17 protein-coding genes and 2 tRNA genes are annotated in these 24,955 nt (G+C 73.3%); 4 read left to right on the forward strand and 15 right to left on the reverse strand.

Features of this window, described 5'->3' with window-relative positions; translation table 11 throughout:
• Window positions 1-203 precede the first annotated feature (203 nt).
• Window positions 204-329 carry a hypothetical protein gene (locus WMF36_RS38585; protein WP_437575827.1) on the forward strand — a complete coding sequence of 42 codons (126 nt, stop codon included), beginning with the start codon at window positions 204-206 and terminating at the stop codon, window positions 327-329.
• Window positions 330-331: 2 nt separating this feature from the next.
• Here WMF36_RS38585 and WMF36_RS38590 read toward each other — a convergent pair whose 3' ends face one another.
• The gene (locus WMF36_RS38590; RefSeq protein ID WP_437575828.1) at window positions 332-1,588 is read right to left on the reverse strand and encodes a DUF2062 domain-containing protein; all 1,257 of its coding nucleotides are present in this window, start codon (window positions 1,586-1,588) and stop codon (window positions 332-334) included.
• 3 nt (window positions 1,589-1,591) lie between these two features.
• Window positions 1,592-2,464 (reverse strand): tetratricopeptide repeat protein, encoded by an 873-nt coding sequence (locus WMF36_RS38595; protein WP_437575829.1) that lies wholly within the window; start codon window positions 2,462-2,464, stop codon window positions 1,592-1,594.
• 118 nt (window positions 2,465-2,582) lie between these two features.
• Between WMF36_RS38595 and WMF36_RS38600 the strand changes: the two genes are divergently transcribed.
• Entirely contained in the window at window positions 2,583-4,679 is a 2,097-nt protein-coding gene (locus WMF36_RS38600) for a peptidoglycan DD-metalloendopeptidase family protein (RefSeq protein WP_437575830.1), read from the forward strand.
• 187 nt (window positions 4,680-4,866) lie between these two features.
• Here WMF36_RS38600 and rpsI read toward each other — a convergent pair whose 3' ends face one another.
• From rpsI to WMF36_RS38655, 11 genes are all read right to left on the reverse strand, one after another.
• Window positions 4,867-5,259 (reverse strand): 30S ribosomal protein S9, encoded by a 393-nt coding sequence (gene rpsI, locus WMF36_RS38605; protein WP_437575831.1) that lies wholly within the window; start codon window positions 5,257-5,259, stop codon window positions 4,867-4,869.
• A gap of 8 nt (window positions 5,260-5,267) precedes the next feature.
• Window positions 5,268-5,717 (reverse strand): 50S ribosomal protein L13, encoded by a 450-nt coding sequence (gene rplM, locus WMF36_RS38610; protein WP_437481539.1) that lies wholly within the window; start codon window positions 5,715-5,717, stop codon window positions 5,268-5,270.
• A 277-nt stretch (window positions 5,718-5,994) separates the two neighbouring features.
• Window positions 5,995-6,079 (reverse strand) — tRNA-Ser (locus WMF36_RS38615).
• Window positions 6,080-6,184: 105 nt separating this feature from the next.
• A tRNA-Ser gene (locus WMF36_RS38620) sits at window positions 6,185-6,271 on the reverse strand.
• A 197-nt stretch (window positions 6,272-6,468) separates the two neighbouring features.
• Window positions 6,469-8,286 carry an ATP-binding protein gene (locus WMF36_RS38625; protein ID WP_437575832.1) on the reverse strand — a complete coding sequence of 606 codons (1,818 nt, stop codon included), beginning with the start codon at window positions 8,284-8,286 and terminating at the stop codon, window positions 6,469-6,471.
• A 111-nt stretch (window positions 8,287-8,397) separates the two neighbouring features.
• On the reverse strand, window positions 8,398-10,233 hold the full coding sequence (gene glmS / locus WMF36_RS38630; protein ID WP_437575833.1) for a glutamine--fructose-6-phosphate transaminase (isomerizing): 1,836 nt from the start codon (window positions 10,231-10,233) through the stop codon (window positions 8,398-8,400).
• A gap of 58 nt (window positions 10,234-10,291) precedes the next feature.
• Entirely contained in the window at window positions 10,292-11,566 is a 1,275-nt protein-coding gene (locus WMF36_RS38635; RefSeq protein WP_437575834.1) for an MFS transporter, read from the reverse strand.
• 171 nt (window positions 11,567-11,737) lie between these two features.
• On the reverse strand, window positions 11,738-12,187 hold the full coding sequence (locus tag WMF36_RS38640; protein WP_437575835.1) for an RNA recognition motif domain-containing protein: 450 nt from the start codon (window positions 12,185-12,187) through the stop codon (window positions 11,738-11,740).
• 502 nt (window positions 12,188-12,689) lie between these two features.
• Window positions 12,690-14,051, reverse strand: coding sequence for a hypothetical protein (locus WMF36_RS38645; protein ID WP_437575836.1), 1,362 nt, complete (start codon window positions 14,049-14,051; stop codon window positions 12,690-12,692).
• Window positions 14,048-15,472 (reverse strand): hypothetical protein, encoded by a 1,425-nt coding sequence (locus tag WMF36_RS38650; protein ID WP_437575837.1) that lies wholly within the window; start codon window positions 15,470-15,472, stop codon window positions 14,048-14,050. Before WMF36_RS38650 ends, WMF36_RS38645 begins: the two co-directional genes overlap by 4 nt.
• On the reverse strand, window positions 15,465-17,924 hold the full coding sequence (locus WMF36_RS38655) for an MMPL family transporter (RefSeq protein ID WP_437575838.1): 2,460 nt from the start codon (window positions 17,922-17,924) through the stop codon (window positions 15,465-15,467). The genes WMF36_RS38650 and WMF36_RS38655 overlap by 8 nt, the downstream gene beginning before the upstream one ends.
• 132 nt (window positions 17,925-18,056) lie before the next feature.
• Between WMF36_RS38655 and WMF36_RS38660 the strand changes: the two genes are divergently transcribed.
• A complete protein-coding gene (locus tag WMF36_RS38660; protein ID WP_437575839.1) occupies window positions 18,057-18,668 on the forward strand; it encodes a peptide deformylase in 612 nt (203 codons plus the stop codon).
• Window positions 18,669-18,698: 30 nt separating this feature from the next.
• Here WMF36_RS38660 and WMF36_RS38665 read toward each other — a convergent pair whose 3' ends face one another.
• Both WMF36_RS38665 and WMF36_RS38670 read right to left on the reverse strand, forming a co-directional pair.
• Entirely contained in the window at window positions 18,699-20,174 is a 1,476-nt protein-coding gene (locus WMF36_RS38665; RefSeq protein ID WP_437575840.1) for a UDP-N-acetylmuramoyl-tripeptide--D-alanyl-D-alanine ligase, read from the reverse strand.
• Window positions 20,175-20,257: 83 nt separating this feature from the next.
• Complete coding sequence (locus WMF36_RS38670; RefSeq protein WP_437575841.1) at window positions 20,258-21,112, reverse strand: hypothetical protein; 855 nt, start codon at window positions 21,110-21,112, stop codon at window positions 20,258-20,260.
• 1,009 nt (window positions 21,113-22,121) lie between these two features.
• Between WMF36_RS38670 and leuS the strand changes: the two genes are divergently transcribed.
• The gene (gene leuS / locus WMF36_RS38675; RefSeq protein ID WP_437575842.1) at window positions 22,122-24,686 is read left to right on the forward strand and encodes a leucine--tRNA ligase; all 2,565 of its coding nucleotides are present in this window, start codon (window positions 22,122-22,124) and stop codon (window positions 24,684-24,686) included.
• Window positions 24,687-24,955 lie beyond the last annotated feature (269 nt).

Raw genomic sequence — 24,955 nt, forward strand, 5'->3', positions numbered from 1 at the left:
TTGATCACGAAGGAACGCGGACAACCGGGGGGTACCGCCAGGCCCCCTCGGATCAAGCATGGTCTGTGCCACCGGGGAATCATTCCGCGGATACGGCGGCTCATGAGCCGAGAGAACCGGAGAAAGCAAACCGTCACCGCGCTGGACAGGTTCTGACCATCCGCGTGCTCGTCTGATCATCGGCGGTGCTCGTCTCACCCTCCGTGGTGCTCGATCGACAGGCAATCCACCTGGCCGAGCCTGCACGCTGGATCGAGCGTTCCGGTGACACCGCTGAGGGCGACGCGCCGGAGGCGCATGAAGAGATCTCGGCGCGAGGCGCGACTTGAGCTCAGCGCTCGGCCCGGGTCCCGACGATGAGGACATTCGAGAACGGCGTTTTCCCCCAGGCGGGCCTCGTCTCGCACGAGAAGCCGAGCTGCTCGAGGAGCGCCACGATCTCGCGGGCAGGGCGGAAGCGCACACGCTCGCCGCGGTTGAACCGAAGCGCAGTGAAGATGCGCTCCTCGAGGAGCGTGATCGAGCTCCTCAGGCCGCGCTCGGTGTCCGCCTCGCGGACGAGCAGGCGCCCTCCCGGGCGAACTGCGGTCGCCGCCCGTCTCAGGATCGCGTCCTGCTCCTCCACGCGGAAGTAGTGGAGCAGGTCGATGAGCAGCACGGTGTCTGCCTCTCCCAGCTCGGCCTCGCGCGCGTCCGCACACCAGAACTCAGCGGCCAGCGGGGGGGCGGCGTGGAGAGAGCGCGGCTCGCCGGACGAACCGGGCGGCTCGGACGATCGCGACAGAGGCGCACCCGGATTCCCGCCGGCCGCGCGGCGGGCGTCCTCTATCTTGGCTCGGTCCCAGTCGAACCCACGCGCGCGCGCGGCCCTGCCCAGCTCGAGCAGGAGAATCGGCAGCTGGCCAGCCCCGGTCCCGATATCGAGGACCTCTCCCAGCGCGACCGGGCGGTCGCCGGCGATGTCGGCAATCAGCCGCGCGACAGGATCGCCGAGCAGCTTGAAGCGGACATAGTGAAACCGGGTGCGCTGCGCCGGCGTGGCGCCCTCCGGCGGGCTGTACCGCGCTGCGACGCGCTCGATCGCGTGAACCCACGGCGGCGCGTCGCCGGGGAGCCGATACGGCTCCATCCTGCTGCGCTGCAGCGACGGCGCGCGGCGCCGCTTCAGCGCGACGAGCGCGAAGACCAGGCCGCCGCCGAGCGCGGCGAGCGCGAGCCCGACCACGGGGGCGCCGAGGAACATGTGCTCGGGGAACTCGGACAGTGCTTGCGCCCAGCTCATCTTCTCATGAAAGCGCAGCCAGCGACCGGTGCGGAGGTACGCCCCGACCTGGACCTCGGCCGTGAGCAGCGCTGGCGCGAACAAGGGGTTGGAGATGTTCGCAGCGACCCAGGCAATCGCTGCATCCAGACGGAACCACAGGCAGAGGAGGAGGACGAGCGGCGTGTGGCAGCCGAAGATCGGCTGCGATCCGATGAACAGGCCGATCGCCACCGCCACGGCCGTCCGGCCGGCTGACAGCTCGCTGCCACGGAGCTCACGCCACGCGCGGCGCGCCTCCTCGCGGAGCAGAGAGTATTTCGCCAACGCTCAGGGTTTGCCTTCCGGTGCAGGGTGATCCGTCTCCTCCGCTGCATCGGCCGTCATCGTGGACAGGAGGTCGCTCACCTCCGTGGGGGTCGCCTCGTCGAGCGCATCCCAGGAGCCGCCCCTCGTGATGGTCGGCGACGAGTCGCGCGACACGGCGTCGCCGGTGCTCCCGCTCCGCTGCGCCTCCACCATGCGAAGGTACATCCTCGCCGTCTTGTTGTCGGGCTCGATCACGAGCGCCTGGCGCCACTCGGCGATCGCGTGCTCGGACGCACCGAGGGAGTGCAGCGCGACCCCGAGCAGCACGCGCGCAGGCGCGTACTTCGGGTTCGCGTCGCACGCCGCGGCGTAGTGCTCGCGGGCGAGCGGCAGATCGCCGGCGTCGCGGTACATCGTCCCGAGGCGCAGCTGGAGATCGACGAACGTCGGGCACAGGGCCACGGCCCGCTTCAGCTCGGCGATCGCTTCCTGCGCGCAGCCCGCGTCGGCGTAGGCCTGCGCGAGATCGGCGTGCATGTTGGCGATCTTGCCGCGCGCGAACGGGTCGAGGACGCCGCCGTCCCCCTCGCCGCGCCGGATACGAGAGTAGACCTGTCGCGCCGCTTCGTATTTGCCGAGGTCGTTGTATGTGACAGCGAGGTTCAGCAGCGCCTCGGTGTAGTGCTCGTTCAGCTGCACCGCGCGCTCGAAGTGGGCCTCGGCAGCAAGGAAATCCCCGCGCTCGTGGAGGATGACGCCGAGCATGTTGAAGACGTCAGCGAAGCGGTCGGTCTTCTCGAGGATCTGACGCAGGGCGTGCTCGGCGAGATCGTACTCGCGCCGCTCGTAGTGCTCCCTGCCGAGAACCAGAAGCTGCTTCAGCCGGTCGTCCATGAGGCCCGCCAGCTTACGCGACCGGCGTACGGTGCGGTCGGGTCTTCCGCGCAACCCTTGCGCTATCCGGGTGGTCGCGCGGTTGCAACCCCGTCGATGCCTTGGTACGCACGTCGGCGTGCCGAGTGCAGTACCCCAGAACCCGCTGGAGGCCTCCGGAGCGCCGGAGGCCGCGGACCGCTCCGAGGAGCGGAACGGAGCCGCCGGCAGCGCGGCGGGGCCCGGCGCCGCCGCCCCGCTGGACGCGCCGCGCGCAGAGCCCGGCGCCGCCGGCAGCGCGGCGGGGCCCGGCGCCGCCGCCCCGCTGGACGCGCCGCGCGCGGACCTCGCGCGCAGCAGCGCGGCCGAGGACGTAACGGACGACGCGCTGGACGCATCCAGCAGGCCTGCGACGCCGCCGCTGCCGAGCCATCGCCGGGGCGAGAGCGCTCCGGCCGCGCCCTGGTCGCGCGGCGGCGATCTGCGCGCGCGCGCGGCGCCGACGTGGGGGCAGCTTCCTCCTCCTTCTTCTCGCGGGCGCGGAGCAGCGCAATGGCCGCGCGGCAGCGATCCGCGACCGCATCCCTCGCGGCCGTCGCTCGTGGACGGCGGCCCCTACGCGGGACCCGGCATGGCCGACGGCCCACGCCTGCCCGCCGGCCTCAGCCGGCCGCCCCCGGGGCCGCACCTCTCGCCGCGCATGACCGCGGTCTTCGGCGGCATCTTCGGCCTCGCGACGCTCACCTCGCTCATCGCGCTGTTGATCCAGAGCGTCCCGGTGCGCGACGAGCGCGCGCTGGTCGCAGGGAGCCCGGCGGGCTCGGCCGCAGGCACGGAAGAGGCCGACAGGCTCTCCGCCGCGCCCGAGGTGAAGGCCAAGAAGCGCACGCCGCTGCCTGGCCCGTGGCGGCTCTCCGAGCTCGCGAAGGATCCGTCCGTGATCCTGGCGAGCGACGTGATGGATCGCCGGTCGTTCATCACGGCCCTCGGCGAGAAGGGCGTGCCGAAGGCGCAGATCTATCGGGTCATGAAGGCCTTCGACGGCCTGCGGAAGTTCGACAAGTGCGGCCGCAAGGACCGGTTCACGGCCGCGATGGACCGCTCCACGCGCCGCGTCCGCGCCTTCGAGTACGAGGTCTCGGCGAGCGAGATCTACCAGGCGAGAGAGGACGCGGCCGGGCTGCTCTCGGGCGCCACGCTCGACATGAAGATCGCCGAGGAGGAGGTCATCGCCGCCTTCTACGTGGGGAAGGATCTCACGAGCGCGTACCAGGCGGGCGGCCTGGAGCCGGGCGTGCTCGACGAGATCGACGAGGCGCTGAGCGGGCGCATATCGACGGAGGGCTTCGAGGAAGGGAGCACCGTCCGGCTGATCGCCATGGAAGAGACGGCGCTCGGGATGTTCTCCCGGTACAAGAAGATGATCGCGCTCGAGTACCGGCCAGCGGACCCCGCCGAGAAGCCGCTGCGCATCTACGATTTCAAGGGGCAGGAAGCCCGCGGCTACTTCGATGAGCGCGGCCGGCAGCCGTTCGCGGGTGGCTGGCGCGCGCCGGTCCCGGGCGCGCCCGTGACGTCGAAGTTCAACCCGAAGCGGATGCACCCGGTGCTGAAGAGGCCCATGCCTCACAACGGGACCGACTTCGGCGCGCCGACGGGAACGCCGGTGTACTCGGCGTACCGCGGCGTCGTCGAGTGGGTCGGCCCCGCGGGTCCGAGCGGCAACCTCGTCACCGTCCTGCATCCGAACGGCATCAGCACCGGTTACGCCCACCTGTCGAGGTATGCCCCCGGCATCAAGGCCGGCATGAAGGTGGGCACCCACCAGCTCGTCGGGTACGTGGGCTCGACGGGCCGCTCGACGGGCCCGCACCTTCACTTCAGCGCGAAGAAGGACGGCAAGTACTTCGACGCCGAGACGCTCCAGCTCGACGGCGAGCGCGTGATGCCCGGCGTCGATCGCGAGGCGTTCGCCGCGGCGAAGGAGGCGCTCGACAAGCGGCTCGACGCCATCCCGCTGCCCGAGCCGCCGCCCGAGCCGGTGAAGCCGGAGGCCGCGGAGCCGACCCCTCCGCCGCCCGCGGCCGCCGGCAGCGAGGCCACCGTCTCCGCGGCGCCCGAGGTCGGGCCGAGCGGACCGACCGAGCCCGAAGCGAAGCCGCCCGAAGGCGCCGGAGACGACGAGGGCGAGCTCATCGAAGGCCCCGATCTCAAGAGCCCGCCGGAGACGATGTGACACCGGGCGGGCCGAGAGGTCCGCTCGGAGAGAACAGAAGTACGAGGACGCCGGGGACGAGCCCTCGCGTCCTCGACGTCCTCGGGTGGCCGACAGACAAAAACATAGAGGACGCCGAGGGATGAGCCCTCGCGTCCTCGACGTCTTCGCCATGGCGTCCGCCCTGAGGGGCGGCAACCTGGGCCTGCTATCGCTTCGAGTACTGGAAGCGCTTGCGGGCGCCGGGCTGGCCGTACTTCTTGCGCTCCTTCTTGCGCGCGTCGCGCGTGAGGAAGCCCGCGCGCTTGAGCGAGGGCCTGCGCTCCGGATCGAGCTCGCAGAGGGCGCGCGCGATGCCGTGCCGCATCGCCTCGGCTTGGGCGCTGTGGCCGCCGCCGACGACGGTCGCGTTCACGTCGAACTGCTCGAGCACCTCGAGCAGCTCCAGCGACTGCCGCATCACCATCCGCGAGGTCTCGCGGACGAAGTACTCGTCGGCGGGCCTCTTGTTGACCTTGATGGTACCGGTGCCCGGCGTGAGGAAGATGCGCGCGACCGCGGTCTTACGCTTCCCAGTGGCGTACGTTCTCGTTTCCGTCATGGCTTTGCTCAGCTGTAGCTAAGGGGCTGCGGTTTCTGCGCCGCGTGGGGGTGATCGGGACCGGCGTAGACCTTGAGCTTGGTGATGAGCTCACGTCCGAGCACGTTCTTCGGGAGCATGCCCTTCACGGCCTTCTGGATGGGGAGCTCCGGCTTGCGCTCGAGCAGATGACCGTACGCCTCGGAGCGGAAGCCGCCCGGCGCGCCGCTGTGCCGAACGTAGTTCTTCTGCTGGAGTTTGCGACCCGTCAGAAGGACCTTCTTGGCGTTGACGACGATCACGAAGTCGCCGGTGTCGACGTGCGGGGTGAACGTGGGCTTGTTCTTGCCGCGAAGCACCGTGGCGATGCGGCTAGCAAGGCGGCCGAGGGGCTTGCCTTCCGCGTCGATCACCCACCACGTACGCTCGTTGCGGGCCTCCGCAGGCTTGGCGGAAAAGGACTTGGGCTGAGGATTCATTGGGCGAAAAACTCCGGAAGGGCGCCTGCCAAAAACGGGCGCAACTTCTACAAGGCGGCCCTCCGCCTGTCAAGCGTCTCGGGTCCTATCGTGGGCCCCTCGTCGTCATCGTCATCGTCCGGCGTGGGTCGGTCAAGCGCGTCGATCGACGTTCTGGCGACGTTCTGGCGACGTTCTGGTCGCACGAGCGCTCGCGCCGGCTCGCGCTCTTAAGGATTTCCTGCGGGCTCGGTTCGGAGGAGCTCACCATCAGGAGTCGACGGACTGTTCAGCTCGGCGGAGAGGGCGGGATTCGAACCCGCGGTACGTTTCCGTACACACGATTTCCAGTCGTGCACCTTCGACCACTCGGTCACCTCTCCCGATACTTCCTCGATGCGCCCCGCTTCTGCCGGACCGGCGCCGCCCGCGCGTGAGCGAGCGGTCAGAGCCCACCTGGTTCAACGGGGGCAAGCAGCCAAGCGTAGCGGAGAGAGCGGGATTCGAACCCGCGGTACCCTTGCGGGTACACCTGATTTCGAATCAGGCACCTTCGGCCTCTCGGTCACCTCTCCGCGGGCGAACATGTCAAAGCGGGGCCGGCTGGTCAAGCATCTCCTGACCACCGGCCGGTCCGGAGGCGCGCTTTCGCTGCCGGGGCCTCCCGCCAGCAGCCCGGCCCGAGCTCCTGGGTGCGGATAGCTCGGCGCCTCCTCCGTGATGATCAACCTCGTGCAGATGGCTCTCGCGGAGGGCGCTCGACCCCGCCCCGCTAGGCGCCGCCGCCATCGCCAGCGGCGGGTCGGGCCGGGCCGGCGCTCCCTGCGGCCACCTCGCGATCGCCCTCGGAGAAGACGTCGCGCCCGAGCGCCGCCGGGCTCCCGGGTCCGCCCGCCGCGCGTGAGGTCGACCGCGGTCCGCCCTCGCCCTCGACCGTCTGTGCGGCGCGCGCCGCGGGTGTGCCTGCGCGCGGGAGCCGGATGACGAAGCGCGCGCCCCCGAACGGGGACTCGAGCACGTCGATGGTGCCGCCGTGGTCGACGACGATCTTCTTCACGATGCTCAGGCCGAGCCCGGTGCCGTCGTACCGCGTCGTGACGTAGGGATCGAAGACCGAGTCGCGCACGGCGGGATCGATGCCCGGGCCGTCGTCGTCGATCGCGATCAGGTGGCTCTGCCCCTCGCTCCGCGCCGAGACACGGACCCTGCCCCACAGGACGCCGGGGCGCACTGCAGCGCCTCCGCCCGGCGCCGCTCGCTGCGCGTCGCGCAGCGCCTGCGCCGCGTTGCGCACGATGTTGCCGAGGGCGCGCCGGAGCATCTCCCGATCGAGCGCGGCCGGCATCGGGGCGTCCGGCACGTCAAACTCGAGATCGATGCGCCCGAGCAGCGCCTCGTCCGAGGCGTGCTCGCGCCCCGCCTCCTCGACCGCCGCGAAGCGCTCACCCTGCTCCCGCAGGAACTCCGCGAGATCCGACGGCTCGAGCTCGGCCTGCGGGAGCCGCGCGAAATTGGAGAACTCGCCGACGAGCCGGCGCAGCGTGCCGACCTCCTCCTCGACGACCTCGAGCGTGGTCTGGAGCAGGCGCTGGTAGGCCGGGTCGCTGCCCGCATAGCGGCGGTGGCACTCCTCGACGGCGAGCTGGATGGGCGTCAGCGGGTTCTTGATCTCGTGCGCGAGGTGCCGCGCCATCTTTTGCCACTCGCCCATGCGCTTGAGGAACTCGATCCTCGCGCGGCTGCCCTCGAGCTCCTCGAGCATGCGGTTGAAGGCGCGGCCGAGGTCGGCGACCTCGTCGTTGCCCTGGAGCGCCACGCGCACCGAGAGATCGCCCTCGGCGACGGGCCGGGTCGCCGCGGCGAGCCGCGCGATGCGGTCGGCCACGGGGCGCGCCACGAGCACGCCGGCGAGGACGGCGAGGACGATCGTCGCGCCGAGGAGCGCGGCGAAGGCATCGCCGTAGCTCTCGTCGAGGTACTTCTTCCGGTGCTCACGCTCGAGGGCGCGGTACGCCTGCGCGAACGCCTGCGCGGACTCGAGCTCGTCGAAGCGGGCGCTCGGCGCGGCGAACGTCGCGACGAGGGTCCTCGCGTCGCCGTCGCACTCGCCGTCCTCGGGCGCGGGCTCGGCGGGCAAGCCGGGGCGGCCGGAGGCGCGCTCGATCGCCTTCCGGACCGTGAGCGTCTTCTCGTGCGCCGGGTCCACCGGTCGGCCGCGCTCTCGCGCGCTGACGAGCTCGCCGTCGCAGCGCTCGACGCGGAGGGAGACCAGCGTGGCGTGGGCCGCGACGATGCGCGCGAGCTCGTCCGAGAGGAGCTCCGCGTCTCCGGCGAAGGCGCTCCGGCGCAGCGGGTCCGCCGCGGCGATCACCTCGGCCTCGGAGCGCATGCCCTGCTTGATGGCGGCGGCCAGCTCGGCGTACAGGCCGAGCGCCCTGTCCAGGTGGACGCCGAACTCGGGCTGGAACGCCGTCGCCGACACCCGCGCGATCACCGTCCTGGCGACCACGATGCTGGCGACGAGCGGGATGAGCGCGGTCACGAGGATCGCCGCGACGACCCGCCGCTCCGTTCTACCGGGGATGCGCATGCGCGCAGCATAGCCGCGGCCCCGAGCCGGCGCGCATGCGGGGCGCGAGGCGCCCGCGCCGCTCAGGAGCGCCGCCCGCGACGCCGGAGCGAGCCCGCCGCGAGGGAGCCGCTACTCGACCGTGACCGTCTTCGCGAGGTTGCGCGGCTGGTCGACGTCGTTGCCCTTCAGGTTGGCGACGTAATAGGCGATGAGCTGGAGCGGGAGCACCGTGAGGAGCGGCCCCACCTCGTCCAGCACCTTGGGGATCCAGACGTGGTGCTGCGCGATCTCGAGGATCGACTCGTCGCCCTTGGTGGCGATGGCGATGACCTGCCCCTCGCGCGCCCGGACCTCCTGCAGGTTGGAGAAGGTCTTGTCGTAGTGCGCGTCGCGCGGGCAGACGACGATGACGGGGAGAGCCTCGTCGATGAGGGCGATCGGCCCGTGCTTCATCTCGCCGGCCGCGTAGCCCTCCGCGTGGGCGTACGAGATCTCCTTGAGCTTGAGCGCGCCCTCGAGCGCGATGGGGAAGCCGAGGCCGCGCCCGAGGAAGAGGACGTCCTTCGCGTGGACGAGGCGCTTCGCGATCGCGTGCACGTAGTCGGCGTCGCCGAGCACCTCGCGCATGTGGCTCGGGATCTCCCAGAGGGCCTGGAGGACCTCGCGCCCGCGCTCCGCGGAGAGCGACTCGCGGCGGCGGCCGAGGTAGACCGCGAGCAGGAGCAGCGCGGCGAGCTGCGTGGTGAAGGCCTTGGTCGAGGCGACGCCGATCTCGGGGCCCGCGTGCGTGTAGAGCGCGCCGTCCGAGAGGCGCGGGATCGCGCTGTCGAGCACGTTGCAGAGCGCCAGCACCTTGGCGCCCTGCGCCTTGGCCGCCTTGAGGGCCGCGATCGTGTCGGCGGTCTCGCCCGACTGGCTGATCGCGATCACGAGATCGTCGGGGAAGAAGATCGGCTCGCGGTAGCGGACCTCGCTCGCGAGCTCGACCACCGTGGGGACCCTGGCGACCTGCTCGATCCAGTAGCGGCCGGCGATGCCGGCGTGGTGGCTCGTGCCGCAGGCGACGATGTAGACCCGGCGCAGCTCCCTCGCGAACTCGGGCGTGACGCCCATCTCGGTCGAGTGCACGTCGCCGGCGGCGAGATCGATCCTGCCGCGCAGCGTCGCCTCGACGACGTCCGGCTGCTCGTGGATCTCCTTCAGCATGAAGTGCTTGTAGCCGCCGCGCTCCGCCTGGACGGGGCTCCAGTCGATGCGCTTCACGCGCCGCTCGACCTTGTCGCTCCCGGCCACGGTCTCGATGCGGACGCCGTCCGCGCGCAGCTCGACGATGTCGCCGTCCTCGAGGAAGATCATGTCGCGGGTGTGCGCGAGCAGCGCGGGGATGTCGCTGCCGCACAGCATCTCGCTCTCGCCGACGCCGACGACGAGCGGCGAGCCATACCGGGCGGCGACGATGACGTCGGGCTGCTCGCGCGAGACGACCGCGATCGCGTAGGCGCCGTGGACCTGCCGGAGCGATCCGCGCACGGCCTCGAGGAGCGACTTCGCGCCCTTCTGGAGCTCGCGGTGGACGAGGTGAGCGACGATCTCGGTGTCCGTGTCGGAGAGGAACTTGACCCCCTGGCTCTCCAGCTGCTGCCGGATGGCCACGTGGTTCTCGATGATGCCGTTGTGAACGACGGCCACCGGGCCCGCGGAGTGCGGGTGGGCGTTCACCTCGCTCGGGCGGCCGTGCGTCGCCCACCGCGTGTGGCCGATGCCCGTGGTGCCGTCGAGGGTCCGCTTCTCGAGCGCCTCGCTGAGCTTGACCAGCTTGCCGAGCGTCCGGACGATCTCGATGCCCTTGCCGTCATGAATGGCAATGCCGGCCGAGTCGTAGCCCCGATACTCCAGCTTGCGCAGCCCTTCGACGATGATCGGCGCCGCCTTCTTTGACCCAACGTATCCGACGATCCCGCACATGCTCGCCTCGTTCAGGTAGTGCCCGCGCGCGCCTACGCGTGCTGCGGAAAACGTAACGTTACTCCTGGCCCTGGGAGCTGGCAGAAAAAATTGAGCTCCCTGACAGTGAACGCCGCGCCGATCGCGCGAAGGTCACAGCCAGGACGAATGCGAACAACGCCGTGATCGAGGCGATGCCGAACGTGAGGGTGCCGCCCCCGCGCTTGTAGAGTTCGCCCCATGTGAGCATGCCGATGACGGACCCGGCGCCGGCGCTTGCGGAGAAGAGCCCCTGCGCCGTGGCGAGGATCTGCGGCGGGGCGCGATCCCGCGTGTACGCGAGCGAGGCGACCCACATCATGGCGAAGGAGACCGCATGGAGCGGCTGGATCGCGAGCAGCGCGGGCCACCAGCGCACGTTCGAGAGCAGCGCCCAGCGGAGCGCGGCGCCCGCGAAGGCGAAGGCGAGCACCGCGGGCGGCGCGAAGCGCTTGAGCAGAGGGCCGGAGAACGCCATGAGCGCGATCTCGCCGGCGACGCCGACGGCCCACGCGACGCCCACGAGCGACTCGGGGAAGCCGACGTCGCGCAGGTGCAGCGTGTAGCAGAGGTCGTAGGAAGAGTTCGCGCTCTGGGCCAGGAACGACGCCGCGAGGAACAGGCGGAAGTCGCGGCTCTGGAGGAGAGCACGGGCGCGCTCTCGCACGGAGCCGCCGGCGGCCGGCGAGCGCGGCGCGCCCGCATCGCCTCCCGCGCCGACTCGGTGGCCGAGCCGCAGAAGGGGCGCCTCGGCGCGCGCTGGTAGGGTCCACGAGATGGTGAACGCGGCCAGCAGCGCGGCGGCGATCGTGACGGGGAACGCCGCCGGCCGCGCCGGATCGACGAGGGCCCCGCTGACGATCGCCATCAGCGCGAAGCTGATCGATCCCCAGAGCCTGAGCCGGCCGTAGGCGATCCCGGAGCTCAGCGACGTCTCGATCGCGACGACGTCGGCCATCGTGAACATCGGCGCTCGGAAGAACGCGAACGCGAGCGCCGCGACGAAGAGCCCGCCGAAGCCGAGCGAGACGCCGAGCGCCGACGACAGCGCGAGCAGCGCGAACGCGACGAGGGCGCCGGCGCAGGCCGCCCGGATCAGCCACACCCGCACGCCGAGCGAGTCGGCGATGAAGCCGAACACCGGCGGCGCGACGAGGCCCATCGCGGGCAGCGTCGCCGCGATCGCCCCCATCGCGAGGCCCCGGACCCCCCGCCCCTCCAGCCAGCTCGGGAACAGCGGCAGGTACACACCGAGGACGGCGAAGATGCCGAAATAGTAAAGCGAGATCGCCCGCGGTGACGGCTTGAGCGACAAAGGAAAGGACGGTGGCATCGGCGGTCAGCCGCCGCGCCCAGAGCGAGAGGGCGTTCAGCGTGCCGGTCTCTGACGCTCGCGGGGCAGAGGAGCAAGCTCCCCCGCCCGCGAACGAAAACGGCGGCGCCTCCCGGGAGAGGCGCCGCCGCGTGAACGTCGACCTAGCTCGACTCAGTACCGATCGCCGCCGCCGCGACCGCCACGGCCGCCGCGACCACCACCACCGCCGCCGCCGCGACCACCGCCGCCGCCGCCGCCGCCGTAACCGCCGCCGCCGCCGCCGCGACCACCACCGCCGCCGCTGCTGCCGCCGCCGCCGTAGCCGCCGCCGCCGCCGCCGTAACCGCCGCCGCCGCCGCCACCGCTGCGCTGGACCCGCTCCTCCGCCTCGTTCACGCGAAGCGGACGGCCGTCCATCATGGCGCCATTCATCTGCTCGATTGCCTGCTGGGCCTGCTCAGGCGTGCCCATCGTGACGAACCCGAAACCTCGCGACTGCCCACTCTCGCGGTCGGTCACGATGTGCACATCCGTCACCTCGCCGCTCTGGGCGAACGCAGCCTGCACGGAGGCCTTGGTGGCGGAGAAGGGGAGATTACCAACGTAGAGGCGAGTACCCATGACACTGATTCACTTCACGGCTCTGCGAGATGCGTCAGCTTCGGTGCCGAACATGCCCTGCCGCCCCGATGGAGCCGTGGGGGATCGAGGGAGGGCGGCGCTGGGGAGGAGCCCCCGATGCGCCACACGTTGCGTCGTCCAGTCCGCGATCAATCCGCGATCCCCGAGAAGAGAAGCGTCGTGTCGAGTGCCAGTGACGTTCGTGACCAGCCGATAGTAACCAAATGTCCCCTCGGCGCAAGCGCTCGAAGCACCCCCCCTCCCCGTCGGCGCACCGGCGCGCCGCTCGCCCGGACGTCCTGAACAACTGAAGCGCGGTCGCGTCGGCTGCCCGGCGGGCGCCGGCGGGCGCCGGCGGGCGGTGCAGCCATCTGAACATGAAGGAGGGAAGGCTGGAAGAAAACCATAATGATTTTCATGACTTACCGACTTCATGTGAAACCTCTCTGGGCAAATGACAGCACCACCCGTCGGCGGGCGTCGGGTTCCACGTCGGAGCGCGTCAGCGCCTGGCAGAACGACGGAACGTGGCGCCAAGATCCCAGCCCTCGCCGCTTCCGGCGCGCGCGAGCGCGATGTCCGGCAGCACGCCGCCCGCGATCCGGACCTCGGCGATCACGCCGAGGCGGAGCGTGGCGGTGAGCGAGCGCGGCGCTGCAGTGGGCGCGAGCCGCGGCGGATGACGGGCAAGATCGAGGGCTCGGCCGCGGTCGGCGGCGGTCGCGAGCGCGAGCAGGGCGTTGAGAGGCCCCGGACCGAGCGGGCGCACCAGCTCGATCGCGAGCGCCGCCTTGCCGCGGGCCCGGCGGCGTCCGAGCTCCGCGCGCGAGACGGGCTCTGCCGTGACCTCGTGCCCGGGCCGCGAGAGGATCGGCGCGACGGCCTCGGCGACCTCGACGAGATGCGCGGCAGAGTCATCCACGAGCAGCTCCGCCGGAGGACCGCCCCACGCGGGATCGCCGTGCGCCCTCGGGAGACCGACCAGGCCGAGATGCGCGAGGCGCTCGGGCGGCAGCGCGTCGACCAGCCGCTGCGCAACGCCGGGCTGACCGAAGGGCCCGGCCTCCGGGCCCGTGGTCAGCACGATCCACCCGGCGACGCCGAGATCGAAGCGGACAGCGCCGCGGCGGTTCGTGTGCAGCCCGGCGCCGAGCCAGCCGAGGTCGTCGCGCTCGGTCTCGAACGCGCGCAGGGAGGTCGTCAGGTCCTCGGAGCGGATCACCTCGATCGCGTCGAGGAAGGCAGCGCCGCGCGCGGCGACGTCGTTGCGCGTCAGCAGGATCCGCTGCGGGCCGAGGTCGGCCAGGAAGGCGCCGGTGCCGTCCGGCGCCGCGGGGTCGAAGCTGCGCGGCAGCAGCGCCACCATCGGCGACGCGAGCGCGCGGGCGACGCGGGCGGGATCCGCGCGCGGGAACACGGCGGCGAGCGGATCCTTCGGGTGCCGCTCGGGCCTCGGGACCTCGGCGAGCGCCGCGCCGGCGCCGCGGGCGCGGGCGCGCTCGACCGAGCTCACGATGTCGCGACCGTCGAGCTTGAGCAGGCGCGCGGTGCGCAGCCCCTCGCGCAGGCGCACGACCGCGGCGTCCCCCTCGCGCGACGGCAGCGCGGACGAGAGCGTCGGGTACGGGTTGCCGGACGCGTCGAGCCCGAAGAGGCTGTCGGCGATCGCCGACGCGAACAGGGCAGCGGCCGGATCGCTCAGGTCGTGCGGGTCGAGCGCGCCCGTCGGCCACGGGAGGTGCATCGAGATGCGGCCGCCAAGCGGGGTGCGCCCCATGGCGCGGGCGCGCTCCGGGAGGGCGGCCGCGCCGAGCAGCGCGCCGGCGCCGCCGAGGAAGGCGCGACGCGGGAACGAGCGGCTCACCGCACCACCCAGATCTCGTCGGCCGTCGCGACCGCGAAGGGGGCGCGCCCGGGCCCGTCGGGCGGGCAGACGGCAAGCGCGCGCACCCCCGCCGGCGCCGGCAGGCGCAGGAGCTCCTGGGGCGCCGCGCGCGAAGGGCCGCCGTCGCGGCGCTGCCACGACCAGACCACGACGGCATCCTCGAGCGGATCCAGCACGTCGAGGCTGGCGAGCAGCTCGGGCTCTCCGTCCTGATCGAGATCGCCGATCGCGAGCTGCGCCCCGGCGCTGCCCACGACGTTACGGCGGCCCGCGCTGTCCCGGAGCTCGACCGCGCCGCGCTCGCGCGCCGCCCAGACCGTGAACGGCTCGCCCCGCGCCGACAGGAGCTGCGCCGACGCGAGCGCGTCGTACCGGCCGGTGAGCGCCGACGTCGCCGGCGGCGGATCGGCCGGGGCGCACGGCCCGAGCGGGCCGGTGAGGAGCGCCCCCCACGTCTTCGTGCAGGCCGAGCCGCCGGCGTCCGGGACCGCGAGCCCGGGGAGCTCGGCGAGCGCCTTCAGCTTGCCGTCGAAGCGGACGCTGCGCGCGCGATCGGTGAGCCCCACGTCGGCGAAAGGCGGCAGGAGCTCGCCGTCCCGCTCGCGCTCGACGAGCGTGGCGAACGCGAGCGGCTCGCGGAGCGGCGACGGGTGCACCGCGATCACGTCCGGCCACGAGCGCGACGCGAGCGGCACGACCCGGCCGCCGCGGAGGCGGAGCGTCGTCACGCGCCGCCGGCTCACGCTGAGGATCTCGAGCGCGCCGTCGGCGTCGAGATCGCCGCACGCGAGCGCGACCACGTCGCCCTCGAAGTTCTTCGCGCGGTCGACCCTGGCGGCGACGAGCGGGACCGGCGCGAGGAAGCTGCGGACCTCGGCGTCGAGGGGCGCCTCGGCGTAGGCGTGGGCGACGGGACCCGGCTCCGGATCGCGGATGCGCGCCCAGACGGTGCGCGGCACCGGATACACGTCGGCGGTGACGCGCAGCCGCCCCGCCGCGATCTCGACGGCGAGGTGAACGAGCGCCGCGTCGTCGCGCGCGGCCTCGCGCGCGAGCGGCAGCGGGATCGGATCCTTCTGCGCCCGCGCGCCGGGGCCGAGCTTGCCGGCGAGGTGGGCAGCGAGCGTGGCCGCGAGCTGGGCGCCGCGCGGCGCCGGCGCGTCGGAGACCAGCGGCCCGGCGGCCACGAGCACGCGACCGGTCACGGGGTCGAGCGAGCGCGCGAGCGCGTCCACCGCGCGGGCGACGGCCGAGCGCGGCGGGCTCGGCGCGAGCGCCGGCGCTGCGGGGCGCGGCGGCGCTGCGGACGAAGGCGACGGCTGCGCCGCGGCGGGACGCGCGAGCGCGAGGAGAGCGAGGAGGAGGAGGCCCCGGGGCGACAACGCCGAGATGTTACGCACGTCGGTGGGGTCGGGGCCAGAGCCGCAGCCCCGCCGGCACCACGATGAGCGCCACGACGAGGCCGACCGCGCTGCCGAGGGCGCCGACCCGGCCCAGGTCGCGGAGGCCGTCGAAGCGGCAGAACGCGAGCGCGGAGAAGCCCGCGGCCGTGGTCAGCGCGGTGGCGGCGATCGCCGGCCCCTCGTGGCGCAGCGTCTCGCGGATCACCGCGTCGCCGCCGCCCGCCGCCTCGATGTCGCGGGCGCGATGGAGCAGGAACATGCCCTCGTCCACGGTGATCCCGAGCAGCACCGGGATGACGAGCGCGTCGTACACGTGCAGCGGGATGCCGAGCACCCGGATCAGGAGGAGGACGAGGCAGATCTCGGAAGCGACGACGAGCGCGGCCAGCGCGATGTCGCGCGCGCTGCGGAGGGAGGCCGCGAGCGCCAGCAGCACGAGCGCCCCGGCGACGATCGCGATGCGCGGCATGTCGTGCGCGAGCGTCTCGCGGAGCGACGCCTCGAGCCGGGTGTAGCCGGTGAGCATGGCCTTCGGGTCTTCCTCGCGGATCGCCTGCTCGATCCGCTCGACCGAGCCGGCCTCGCGGGGCCGCACGTAGAGCGCGACGAGCGCCTCGCCCCCGTCCGCCCCGAGATAGCGCGAGAGCAGGATGGACGCGGGGCCCCGCTCGAGATCGGAGAGCGCCACCTCTTGCCTCGGCGGCGCGCGCATCCCGGCCAGCACGGCCGAGAAGCGCTCGGGCGCGAAGCCCGTGTCGCGGAGCGCCCGCTCGAGCTCGTCGGCCCTTCCGGGCAGGTCGAGCGCGTCGCGCGCGGCGAACCGCTCGGCCTGCGTCGAGGCGGCGGGCGCGAGCGCGGTGAGCGCGTCGACGGCCTCCACGTCGGCCTTCATCGAGGCGAGGCGCTCGGCGATCCGGTCGGCCCGGGCGCGGGCGCGCTCCTGCTCGCCGTCCGCGAGGAGCACCACCCACTGCCCGCGCCGCCCGCCGAACGCGTCGAAGATCGCCTGCTGCACCTTCAGCGGCTCGAGCTCGGCGGGCCGGATCGCGACGATGGCCTCGGCGAGCGGCGGCGCGGCGCCGAGGGCGACCGCCGCGATGGGGAGCGCCGCGACCGCCGCGAGCGCGAGCGCGCGGCCCCGGGTCCGGGTGAGCCGGTAGAGGCCGTCGGGCCAGCGCGCCGGCGCCTCGGGCGGCGGGGGCCCCCGCTCGAGCCAGGCGCCGACGGTCGGCGTCACGAGCACGATCGCGATCGCCGTGAGCACCTCGCCGGCGGCGCACAGGAGGCCGAGCTGCCGGAGCGCGTTGATGTCCGACAGCGCGAGGGCCCCGAACGCCGCCGCCGCGGTGACGGCGGCGACGAGCACCGCGCGGAAGGTCCGCGCTCTCGCGGCGCGCCCGGCCGCCTCCGGATCGAGCCCCTCGCGCCGCGCCTCGAGCAGCGCGGCATAGACGTGGACGCCGGTGTCGACGCCGACGCCCACGACGACCGACATGAAGGCGACCGCGATCGCGCTGAGCCCGCCCGGGAGGGCCGTGGCGAGCCCCGCGGTCCAGACGGTCCCGAGCACGAGCGGCGGCATCACCGCGGCGAGCGCGCGCATGCGGCGGAAGAGCAGCGCGAAGACGGCGGAGGCGAGCAGCATCGAGAGCGACCCCGAGACGGCGAGGTCGCGCGTGAGCATCTCCTCGGTGGCCGCGGCGATGGCGTGCCCGCCGGTAAGCCCGAGCGTGAGCCCCGGGTGCGCCGCGCGGATCGGGCCGAGGACGGCGTTCGCGTCGGCGACGAAGACCCGCGCGTCGGCGCCGCGGAGCGCCTGTCCGGCCGGCTGCACCAGGACGAGGTGCACCTTGCCGTCGTCCGTGGCGAACGCGCCGTCGGCCTGCGTGCGCACCCCGGATCCGATGTCCGCGGACTCGAAGACGAGCTGCGCGAGGCGCAGCGGGTCGGCCGCGATCGTCTCGGCCGCGGCGCCGCCGCCCGGCGCGAGCAGCATGGCGCGCGTCTCGGCGAGGCGCTCTCGCATCCCCGCGGGCGAGAGCGCGACGGCGAGCCGCTCCCGCACGCGCGCGTCCGCGTGCCGGAAGGCGAGCCACGGATCGAGCGCGCGCGAGACGTCGATCCGGTCGGCGGCGCGCTGCACGGTCGGGCGCGCCGCGAGGGCCCGCGCGATCTCGGCGGCCACGGCGGCGTTCTCGTCGGGGTCGTCCCCCTTGACCATCACGACGCCGAGATCGCCGCCGCCGAACCCGCGCACGTACCGGCGCAGCGCCGCGGCGTCCCCGCGCTCGGGCAGGAGCGAGGCGACGTTCGGCTCGAGCTCTAGCCGCAGCGTCACGGCGGCGAAGGCGGCGAGCGTCAGCGCCGCGAGGACGAGCGCGACGACGAGGCGGAGCGGCCGGCGCGGGGCGTCCGCGCGGGCCGGCGAAGGCGGAGGGGGCGCTGCCATGGCGGGGGCCGGGCGCGGGCCGGCGCCGCTCCTCTACCCTCACCCCCGCCTCGCCGCGAGGACATCCACGCGCGCCGCGCTCCTTCGCCGGCGGCGCTTGCGCCCCCGAGCGCGCCGATTCATCCCCGCAGCATGGATCTCCCCCCGATCGTCCTCGCAGGCCGAGCCGTCCTGCGAAAGCCCGCCGCGCCCGTCCCGCCCGAGGAGATCGGGACGAAGCAGCTCAAGCACCTCATCTCGACGATGATCGCCGTCATGCGCAAGGCACCCGGCGTGGGGCTCGCGGCGCCGCAGATCGGCGTCAGCCAGCAGGTGATCGTGCTCGAGGACAGCGAGGAGCTGATGTCCCGCCTCACGCCGGGGCAGCGCGCCGAGCGCGGCCGCGTGCCCTTCCCGCTCAAGGCGATCGTCAACCCGACGCTGAGGGTCCTCGCGCCGTCGCCCCAGGGCGCGACGGGCGCGGGGCGGGCGACGTTCTTCGAGGGCTGCCTGAGCGTCCCGGGCTACATGGCGCTGGTCGAGCGAGATCTGTCGGTCGAGGTGAGCGGCGTGGACGCGGACGGCAAGGAGATCCGCTGGGAGGCGACCGGGTGGCCCGCCCGGATCCTCCAGCACGAGGTCGATCACCTCCGCGGCGCGCTGTACGTCGATCGCATGATCACGCGCTCCTTCTGCAGCAACGAGGAGGCGAAGCTCCTGCTCAGCCAGTCCGTCGCCGAGGCGCGGGCCGCGCTCGGCGCGTGACCGCGGCGCAGCGCGACGACGGGCGCGCGCTCACGGCGAAGGCGATGCGCCGGCGCCGCGCCCGGCGAGTTCCTCCACGATCCGCTCCACGATCCGCTCCATCCTGATCCCGCGGGAGCCCTTCACGAGCACCAGATCGCCGCGCTCGACGATCTCCAGCGCCCGGGCCGCGGCGGCGCTCGCGTCGCCGGCGAACCACGCCCGCACGCCGGCCATCTCGGCGGCGCGCGCGATCCGCGCCGCCTCGCCGCCGACGGCGATCAGCGCGGCCGGACGAACGGCCCCGACCGCTTCGCCGAGCGCGTCATGCTCCGCCGCCGCGAGCGCGCCGAGCTCACGCATCTCGCCGAGCAGCAGGACCAGCCGCTTCCCGAGCGCCCCGGCCAACTCGACGGCCGTCTTGAGCGACGACCGCATCGACAGGGGGTTCGCGTTGTAGCTGTCGTCGATGACCACGGTGCCGTCCGGCAGCTCGCGGACCGACAGGCGCCCGTCCCCCGGCGGCGCGAGCCCCGCGGCCGCGCGGGCCGCCCGCTCGGTCGAGAGCCGCTCGCCGAGCGCCGCCTCCACCACGGCGACGGCCGCCGCCGCGGCCAGCGCCCCCGCCTCGCCGAGCAGCGGGACGACGATCTCCAGCGCCTCGCCTCCGCGCTCGATCCGCACCGAGCTGCCGCGCACCCCGACCGGCCGCCGCCCCGCGATCCGGATCTGCGCGCGCTCGCCGAAGCCGTAGGAGACCCGCCGCGCGGCGCCGGCGCGCTCGAGCTGCTCGACCACCTTCGCGTCGTCGCCGTTGCCGAGGGCCACCCCGTCGGCCGGCAAGGCGGCGAGCAGATCCCCTTCCTCGGCGGCGACGTCCTCCAGCGTGCCGAGCCCCTCGGTGTGCTCGATGCCGATGGAGGTCAGCACGGCGAGATCCGGTCCCGCGATCCGCGCGAGGGCCGCGACCTCGCCGCGCTGGTTCGTGCCGATCTCGACGACGGCGAAGCGATGGCGGTCCTCGAGCCCGAGCAACGTCATCGGCAGCCCGATGGCATTGTTCAGGTTGCCCGCGGTCGCGTGCACGTCGCCTCGGCCCGCGCCGGCGAGCAGCGCCGCGAGGGTCCGCGTCGTCGTCGTCTTGCCGGCGGAGCCGCCGATCGCGACGACCGCTCGCGGCCCGTCCGGGTGCGCGCCCCTGCGCCATCGCTCGCGGTGCGCTCTGGCCAGCGCCCCGAGCGCCGCGAGCCCGTCCTCCACGAGCACCACGCCGCCTTCGGGCGGCAGGGCCACCTCCCGGGAGACGACGAACGCGACCGCCCCGCGCTGCGCCGCGGCGTCGATGAACCGATGGCCGTCGAAGGCCTCGCCAGCGAGCGCGACGAACGCCGCGCCGGACGCGATCGTGCGGCTGTCGGTCGAGATGCCCCGCACGTCCGGCCCGGTCCTCAGCACGCGCCCGCCGGTCGCGCGCGCCAGCTCGTCGAGGGTGAACTGGGCAAGGTTCTGCGGGATCGGCGTCGCCATCGCGGGCGATCACCAGCATGGAACGGGGCGCAGGGCCAACGAATCGCCTGCGGCGCGCTGCCCTCGCGCCGCGTCGAGCCGCCTCAGCGCCCGGTCTTTTCCTTCTCGACCTCTTCGTAGATGTCGTCGCTCTTCGGCCGCGGCCGCGCGGCGGGCCGGGGCGCAGCGGGCGCGCTGGGGGCTGCGGTCGCGCTCAGGGTGGGCGCGGGCGACGTCTCGGCGGTCGTCGGAGGCGGCTCGGTGTAGTCGATCGCGATGGGCCCTCCGCCGCCCATGCTCTGCCACAGCGTGATCCCGACGAGCGCCAGCAGGGCGATCGCCAGGAGCACGCTGAGCACGACGATGAGCGTCCTGCCGCCCTCGCGCCGCGGGGCCGGCGCGGCAGGTGGCTTCTGCGGCTCCGCGCGCTCTTGCACGAAGTTCGACGGGAGCGCCGGCATCTCGAGCCGCGCCGACGTGGTGGCCCACGGGCTCTCGGCGGTCGGCATCGCCGCGCCGTCCCACGCGCCGCCCGCGGGGGGCGCGCCGGGCACCGCCGCACCGGGAGCTGCGCCCATCGCCGGAGCGGGCGCAGCGGCCGAGGGCGGCCCGGCCGGCGCCGGAACGCCGGCGTGCAGCGAGGGCATCGGCGTGCGCGCGGCCTCCTGGACAGGGGGCCCGGCGGCACCGAACCCGGGGCTCGCGAACCCGGGCGGCGCCGCCGGAGGGGGCGGCTGCGCCGCGTTCGCGCCCATCCGTTCCGTGGTCGGCGCCGGATGGAACGACATCTGGCTCAGGGGCATCGGGTCCGACGGCGGCGGCGCCGAGACGAACGGGAGGGCGCTCGGAGAAAAGACGCCGCTGGCCGACAGCACGTCCTGCTGCGAGACGAGCCCGGGCGGAAGGGTCCCTCCGCGCGCCGAGACGTTCGCCGCAGGCGGCTGGGTGTACCCGGACATCGCTGCCGGAGGGGAAGCCGGCGCCGCGGTTACCGGCGTTGACGACGCTGGCCCAGCGAAGCCGGGCGCCGACGGCGCCGGCCCCGAGAACGCGGGCAGCGATGGCGCGGGCGCCGGGAATGCGGGCGCTGAGGGCGCGGATGCCGGGAACGCGGGCGGCACCGGTCCGGGATACGCTGCCCCGGAGGCGGCGGGCCCGGCGAAGCTGGGCGCCGACGGAGCTGGACCGCCGAAGCCTGCGGCTGACGGCGCTGGACCGCCGAAGCCGGGCGGGCTGTGCGGCTGGAGCTGAGGGCTGAGCGCGTACTGCGCGGAGAGCGGGCGGAGGGCCCCGGGCGCCATCAGCGGCGGCACGGGCAGGGGCCGGAAAGGGATCCCTGATCCATGCGCAGAGGGGAGCGGTCGGCCTGGCTGCGCCGTCATCTCACTCTCGGGGGCTCCCCATCGAACGTGTTTGTCGGTCATCCGCGCGCCCCGGAGGAACCGCCCACGCGGCCCCTCCGCCTCACACTGAAGCGGAACAGCGCTTTCAATCTACCCCCAAGTCTCGGCGTCCGGCCATCCTTCTGACGCGTCGCCCCGTCCCGCGAGGCGCTGCTGCGCCGGGAATGCGCAGCGCGGCCCCGCGCTCACGCCGCCCGTTGCGGACGAAGGAGCAGCGAGGCGCGCGCCCCGGGGCTCGGCCGGTCGAAGAGCGAGCTCGCCTCCCCAACCGAGTTGCGCAGGCGGCGGAGCGCTCGCTCGCGCCGCCGTCAGCGCGGCGGAAGCGTCGTCGACGCCCCCGGCGCGCAGCGCGCCTCCATCCCGAGCGCGGGGCGACGCGCGCCGCCGTCAGCCTTCACGAGCGCGGGCGCATCCGACGGCAGAGCTCGCACCGAGGGGCTGTCCACGCTTGCCGGGAACTCTCGACATGGCCGGGGCGCGCGCCGCGGACGGGCGACAGCGCTCCCGCGGAGGACGCGAGCTTCTGCCGCCGCGGGGCGGCTGTCGACCGCGGCAGCACAGTGCTATGGCACGTCGCGATATGGCCGCCGAGACGATGGGCTCCCGCACCTCCACCGAACCTTCTCCCAACGAGCCGCGCGAGCCCGCGCGCTACGACCACGCCGCGGTCGAGCCGCACTGGCAGCGCGCATGGGAGGAGGGCGAGACCTTCCGCGCCGTCCGCAGCGCAGGCGCCGCGCGCGAGAAGCGCTACGTGCTCGACATGTTCCCCTACCCCTCGGGGTCGGGGCTGCACGTCGGTCACCCCGAGGGGTACACGGCGACCGACATCGTGTCCCGCTACTACCGCATGCGCGGGATCGACGTGCTGCACGTGATGGGCTGGGACGCCTTCGGCCTGCCGGCGGAGCAGCACGCCATCGAGACCGGCACGCACCCGGCCGACACGACGGCGCGGAATATTGCGACCTTCAAGCGCCAGCTCAAGATGCTGGGCTTCGGCTACGACTGGTCGCGAGAGCTCTCCACGACCGATCCGCGCTACGTGCGCTGGACGCAGTGGATCTTCCTCCAGCTCTTCAAGAAGGGCCTCGCGTACCAGGACGAGGTGAGCGTCAACTGGTGCCCGGCGCTCGGCACCGTCCTCGCGAACGAGGAGGTGAGCGACGGCAAGAGCGAGCGCGGCGGACACCCGGTCCACCGGACGCCGCTCCGGCAGTGGATGCTGCGCATCACCGCCTACGCCGACCGCCTGGTGGAGGATCTCCGCCTGGTCGACTGGCCCGAAGGGACGCTCGCGATGCAGCGCTCCTGGATCGGCCGCTCGGAGGGGGCGCTCATCACGTTCGAGGTCAAGGGGTGGCCCAAGGGCTCCTTGAGCGTGTTCACGACCCGCCCCGACACGCTGATGGGCGTCACCTACGTCGTGCTCGCGCCCGAGCACCCGCTGACGGCCTGGCTCACGAGCGCCGAGGGCGGCGCGTCCGAGGCGCGCCGCGAGGCGGTGCGCGCGTACGTCGCGGCCGCTTCGGGCAAGAGCGATCGCGAGCGGCTCACCGCGGCCGCGAAGGAGAAGAGCGGCGTCGACACGGGCCTCGTCGCCGTCCACCCGATCACGGGCGCAGAGGTGCCGATCTGGGTCGCCGACTACGTGCTCGGCGGCTACGGCACCGGGGCCGTGATGGCGGTCCCCGGGCACGACGAGCGCGACTTCTCCTTTGCCCGCACCTACCGGCTGCCCATCGTCGAGGTGGTGAGCCCCGACGGCGCCCTGCACGACCAGCTCGAGGCTGCCTATGTCGAGCCGGGCGTCTCGGTCCGGAGCGGCGAGTTCGACGGGCTCAAGACGGAGGAGTGCAAGCGCGCCGTCATCGCCCGCCTCGAGGCGCTCGGCCGCGGCAAGCGCGAGGTGAACTACAAGCTGCGCGACTGGGTCTTCTCGCGCCAGCGCTACTGGGGCGAGCCGATCCCCATCTACTTCCCCGTCGACCTCGCCGATCCGGGCGGTGATCCCCGGAAGGGCGACGCGCACACGATCCGCTACGACCAGCCGATCGCGGTGGACGACGGAAGCCTCCCGCTCGAGCTGCCGCCGCTCGCCGACTTCCGCCCTGGCGACGATCCGGCGGGCCCGCTGGCGCGCGCGGTGGACTGGCGCTTCTTTCAGCAGGACGGCAGGTGGTATGCGCGCGAGACGAACACGATGCCGCAGTGGGCGGGCTCGTGCTGGTACTACCTGCGCTTCCTCGATCCGCAGAACGACGCGGAGCCGTTCTCGGAGGCCGCGTACGACGCGTGGATGCCCGTCGACCTCTATGTCGGCGGCGCGGAGCACGCCGTGCTGCACCTCCTCTACGCGCGCTTCTGGCACAAGGTGCTCTACGACCTCGGCCGCGTGAAGCACCCCGAGCCCTTCGTGAAGCTCGTCCATCAGGGGATGATCCTCGGCGAGGACAACGAGAAGATGTCGAAGTCGCGGGGCAACGTGATCAACCCCGACGACATCGTGCGGGCCTACGGCGCCGACGTCCTGCGTCTCTACGAGATGTTCATGGGCCCGCTCGAGGCGGTGAAGCCCTGGCAGTCAGGGCAGATCCAGGGGGTGGTCCGCTTCCGGGACCGCGTGTTCTCGACGTGCACGCGGCCGCTCTCGGACGCGATGGACGACGCGACGAGCCGGCAGCTCCACAGGACGATCAAGAAGGTGACCGGCGACATCGAGGCGATGGCGTTCAACACCGCGATCTCCGCGATGATGGTGTTCGTGAACCACCTGAGCTCGCTGCCGTCGCCGCCGCGCGAGGCGGTCCTCCGGCTGGTTCTCCTCGTGGCGCCCTTCGCGCCGCACCTCGCGGAGGAGCTGTGGCGGCTCACGGGCCACGAGCGCTCGCTCAGCTACGAGCCCTGGCCCACGTACGACGAGGCGCTCTGCATCGATGACGTCCTCGAGATCCCGGTGCAGGTGAACGGCAAGGTCCGCGGCCGGGTGATGCTGGCGAAGGCGGCATCGGAGGAGGAGGCCCGCTCCGCCGCGTTCAACCTGGAGAGCGTGGCCGCGCTCTCCACCGGCAAGCAGGTGAAGAAGTTCATCTACGTTGCAGGGAAGATCGTGAACATCGTGGTCGGCTGACGCTCCGGCGCCGCCCGGAAAGAACGAGCGCTTGCGGCGAAGCGACGTCGCGAACGGACGCTCGGAACAGGCGGCGCGGGGTCGCTTTTCCGGGATCACGATGCGCTGCGCCCGCACGTCGCCCCTCCCTGGGGGGATCGACCGCGAAGAGGCGCGCCCCCGGCGGCGCCGGGGTCGGGTGCTCGGGTGCACAAGAGCCCGATCGGCGCGCCGGCCGCAGCTCCCACCACAGCGCAGCGGTGTTGCTCCGGGCGCGCGTGAGCTTCCTC

Origin of the sequence: Sorangium sp. So ce887 (assembly GCF_051521455.1) — a bacterium.
Classification (GTDB): Bacteria; Myxococcota_A; Polyangia; order Polyangiales; family Polyangiaceae; genus Sorangium.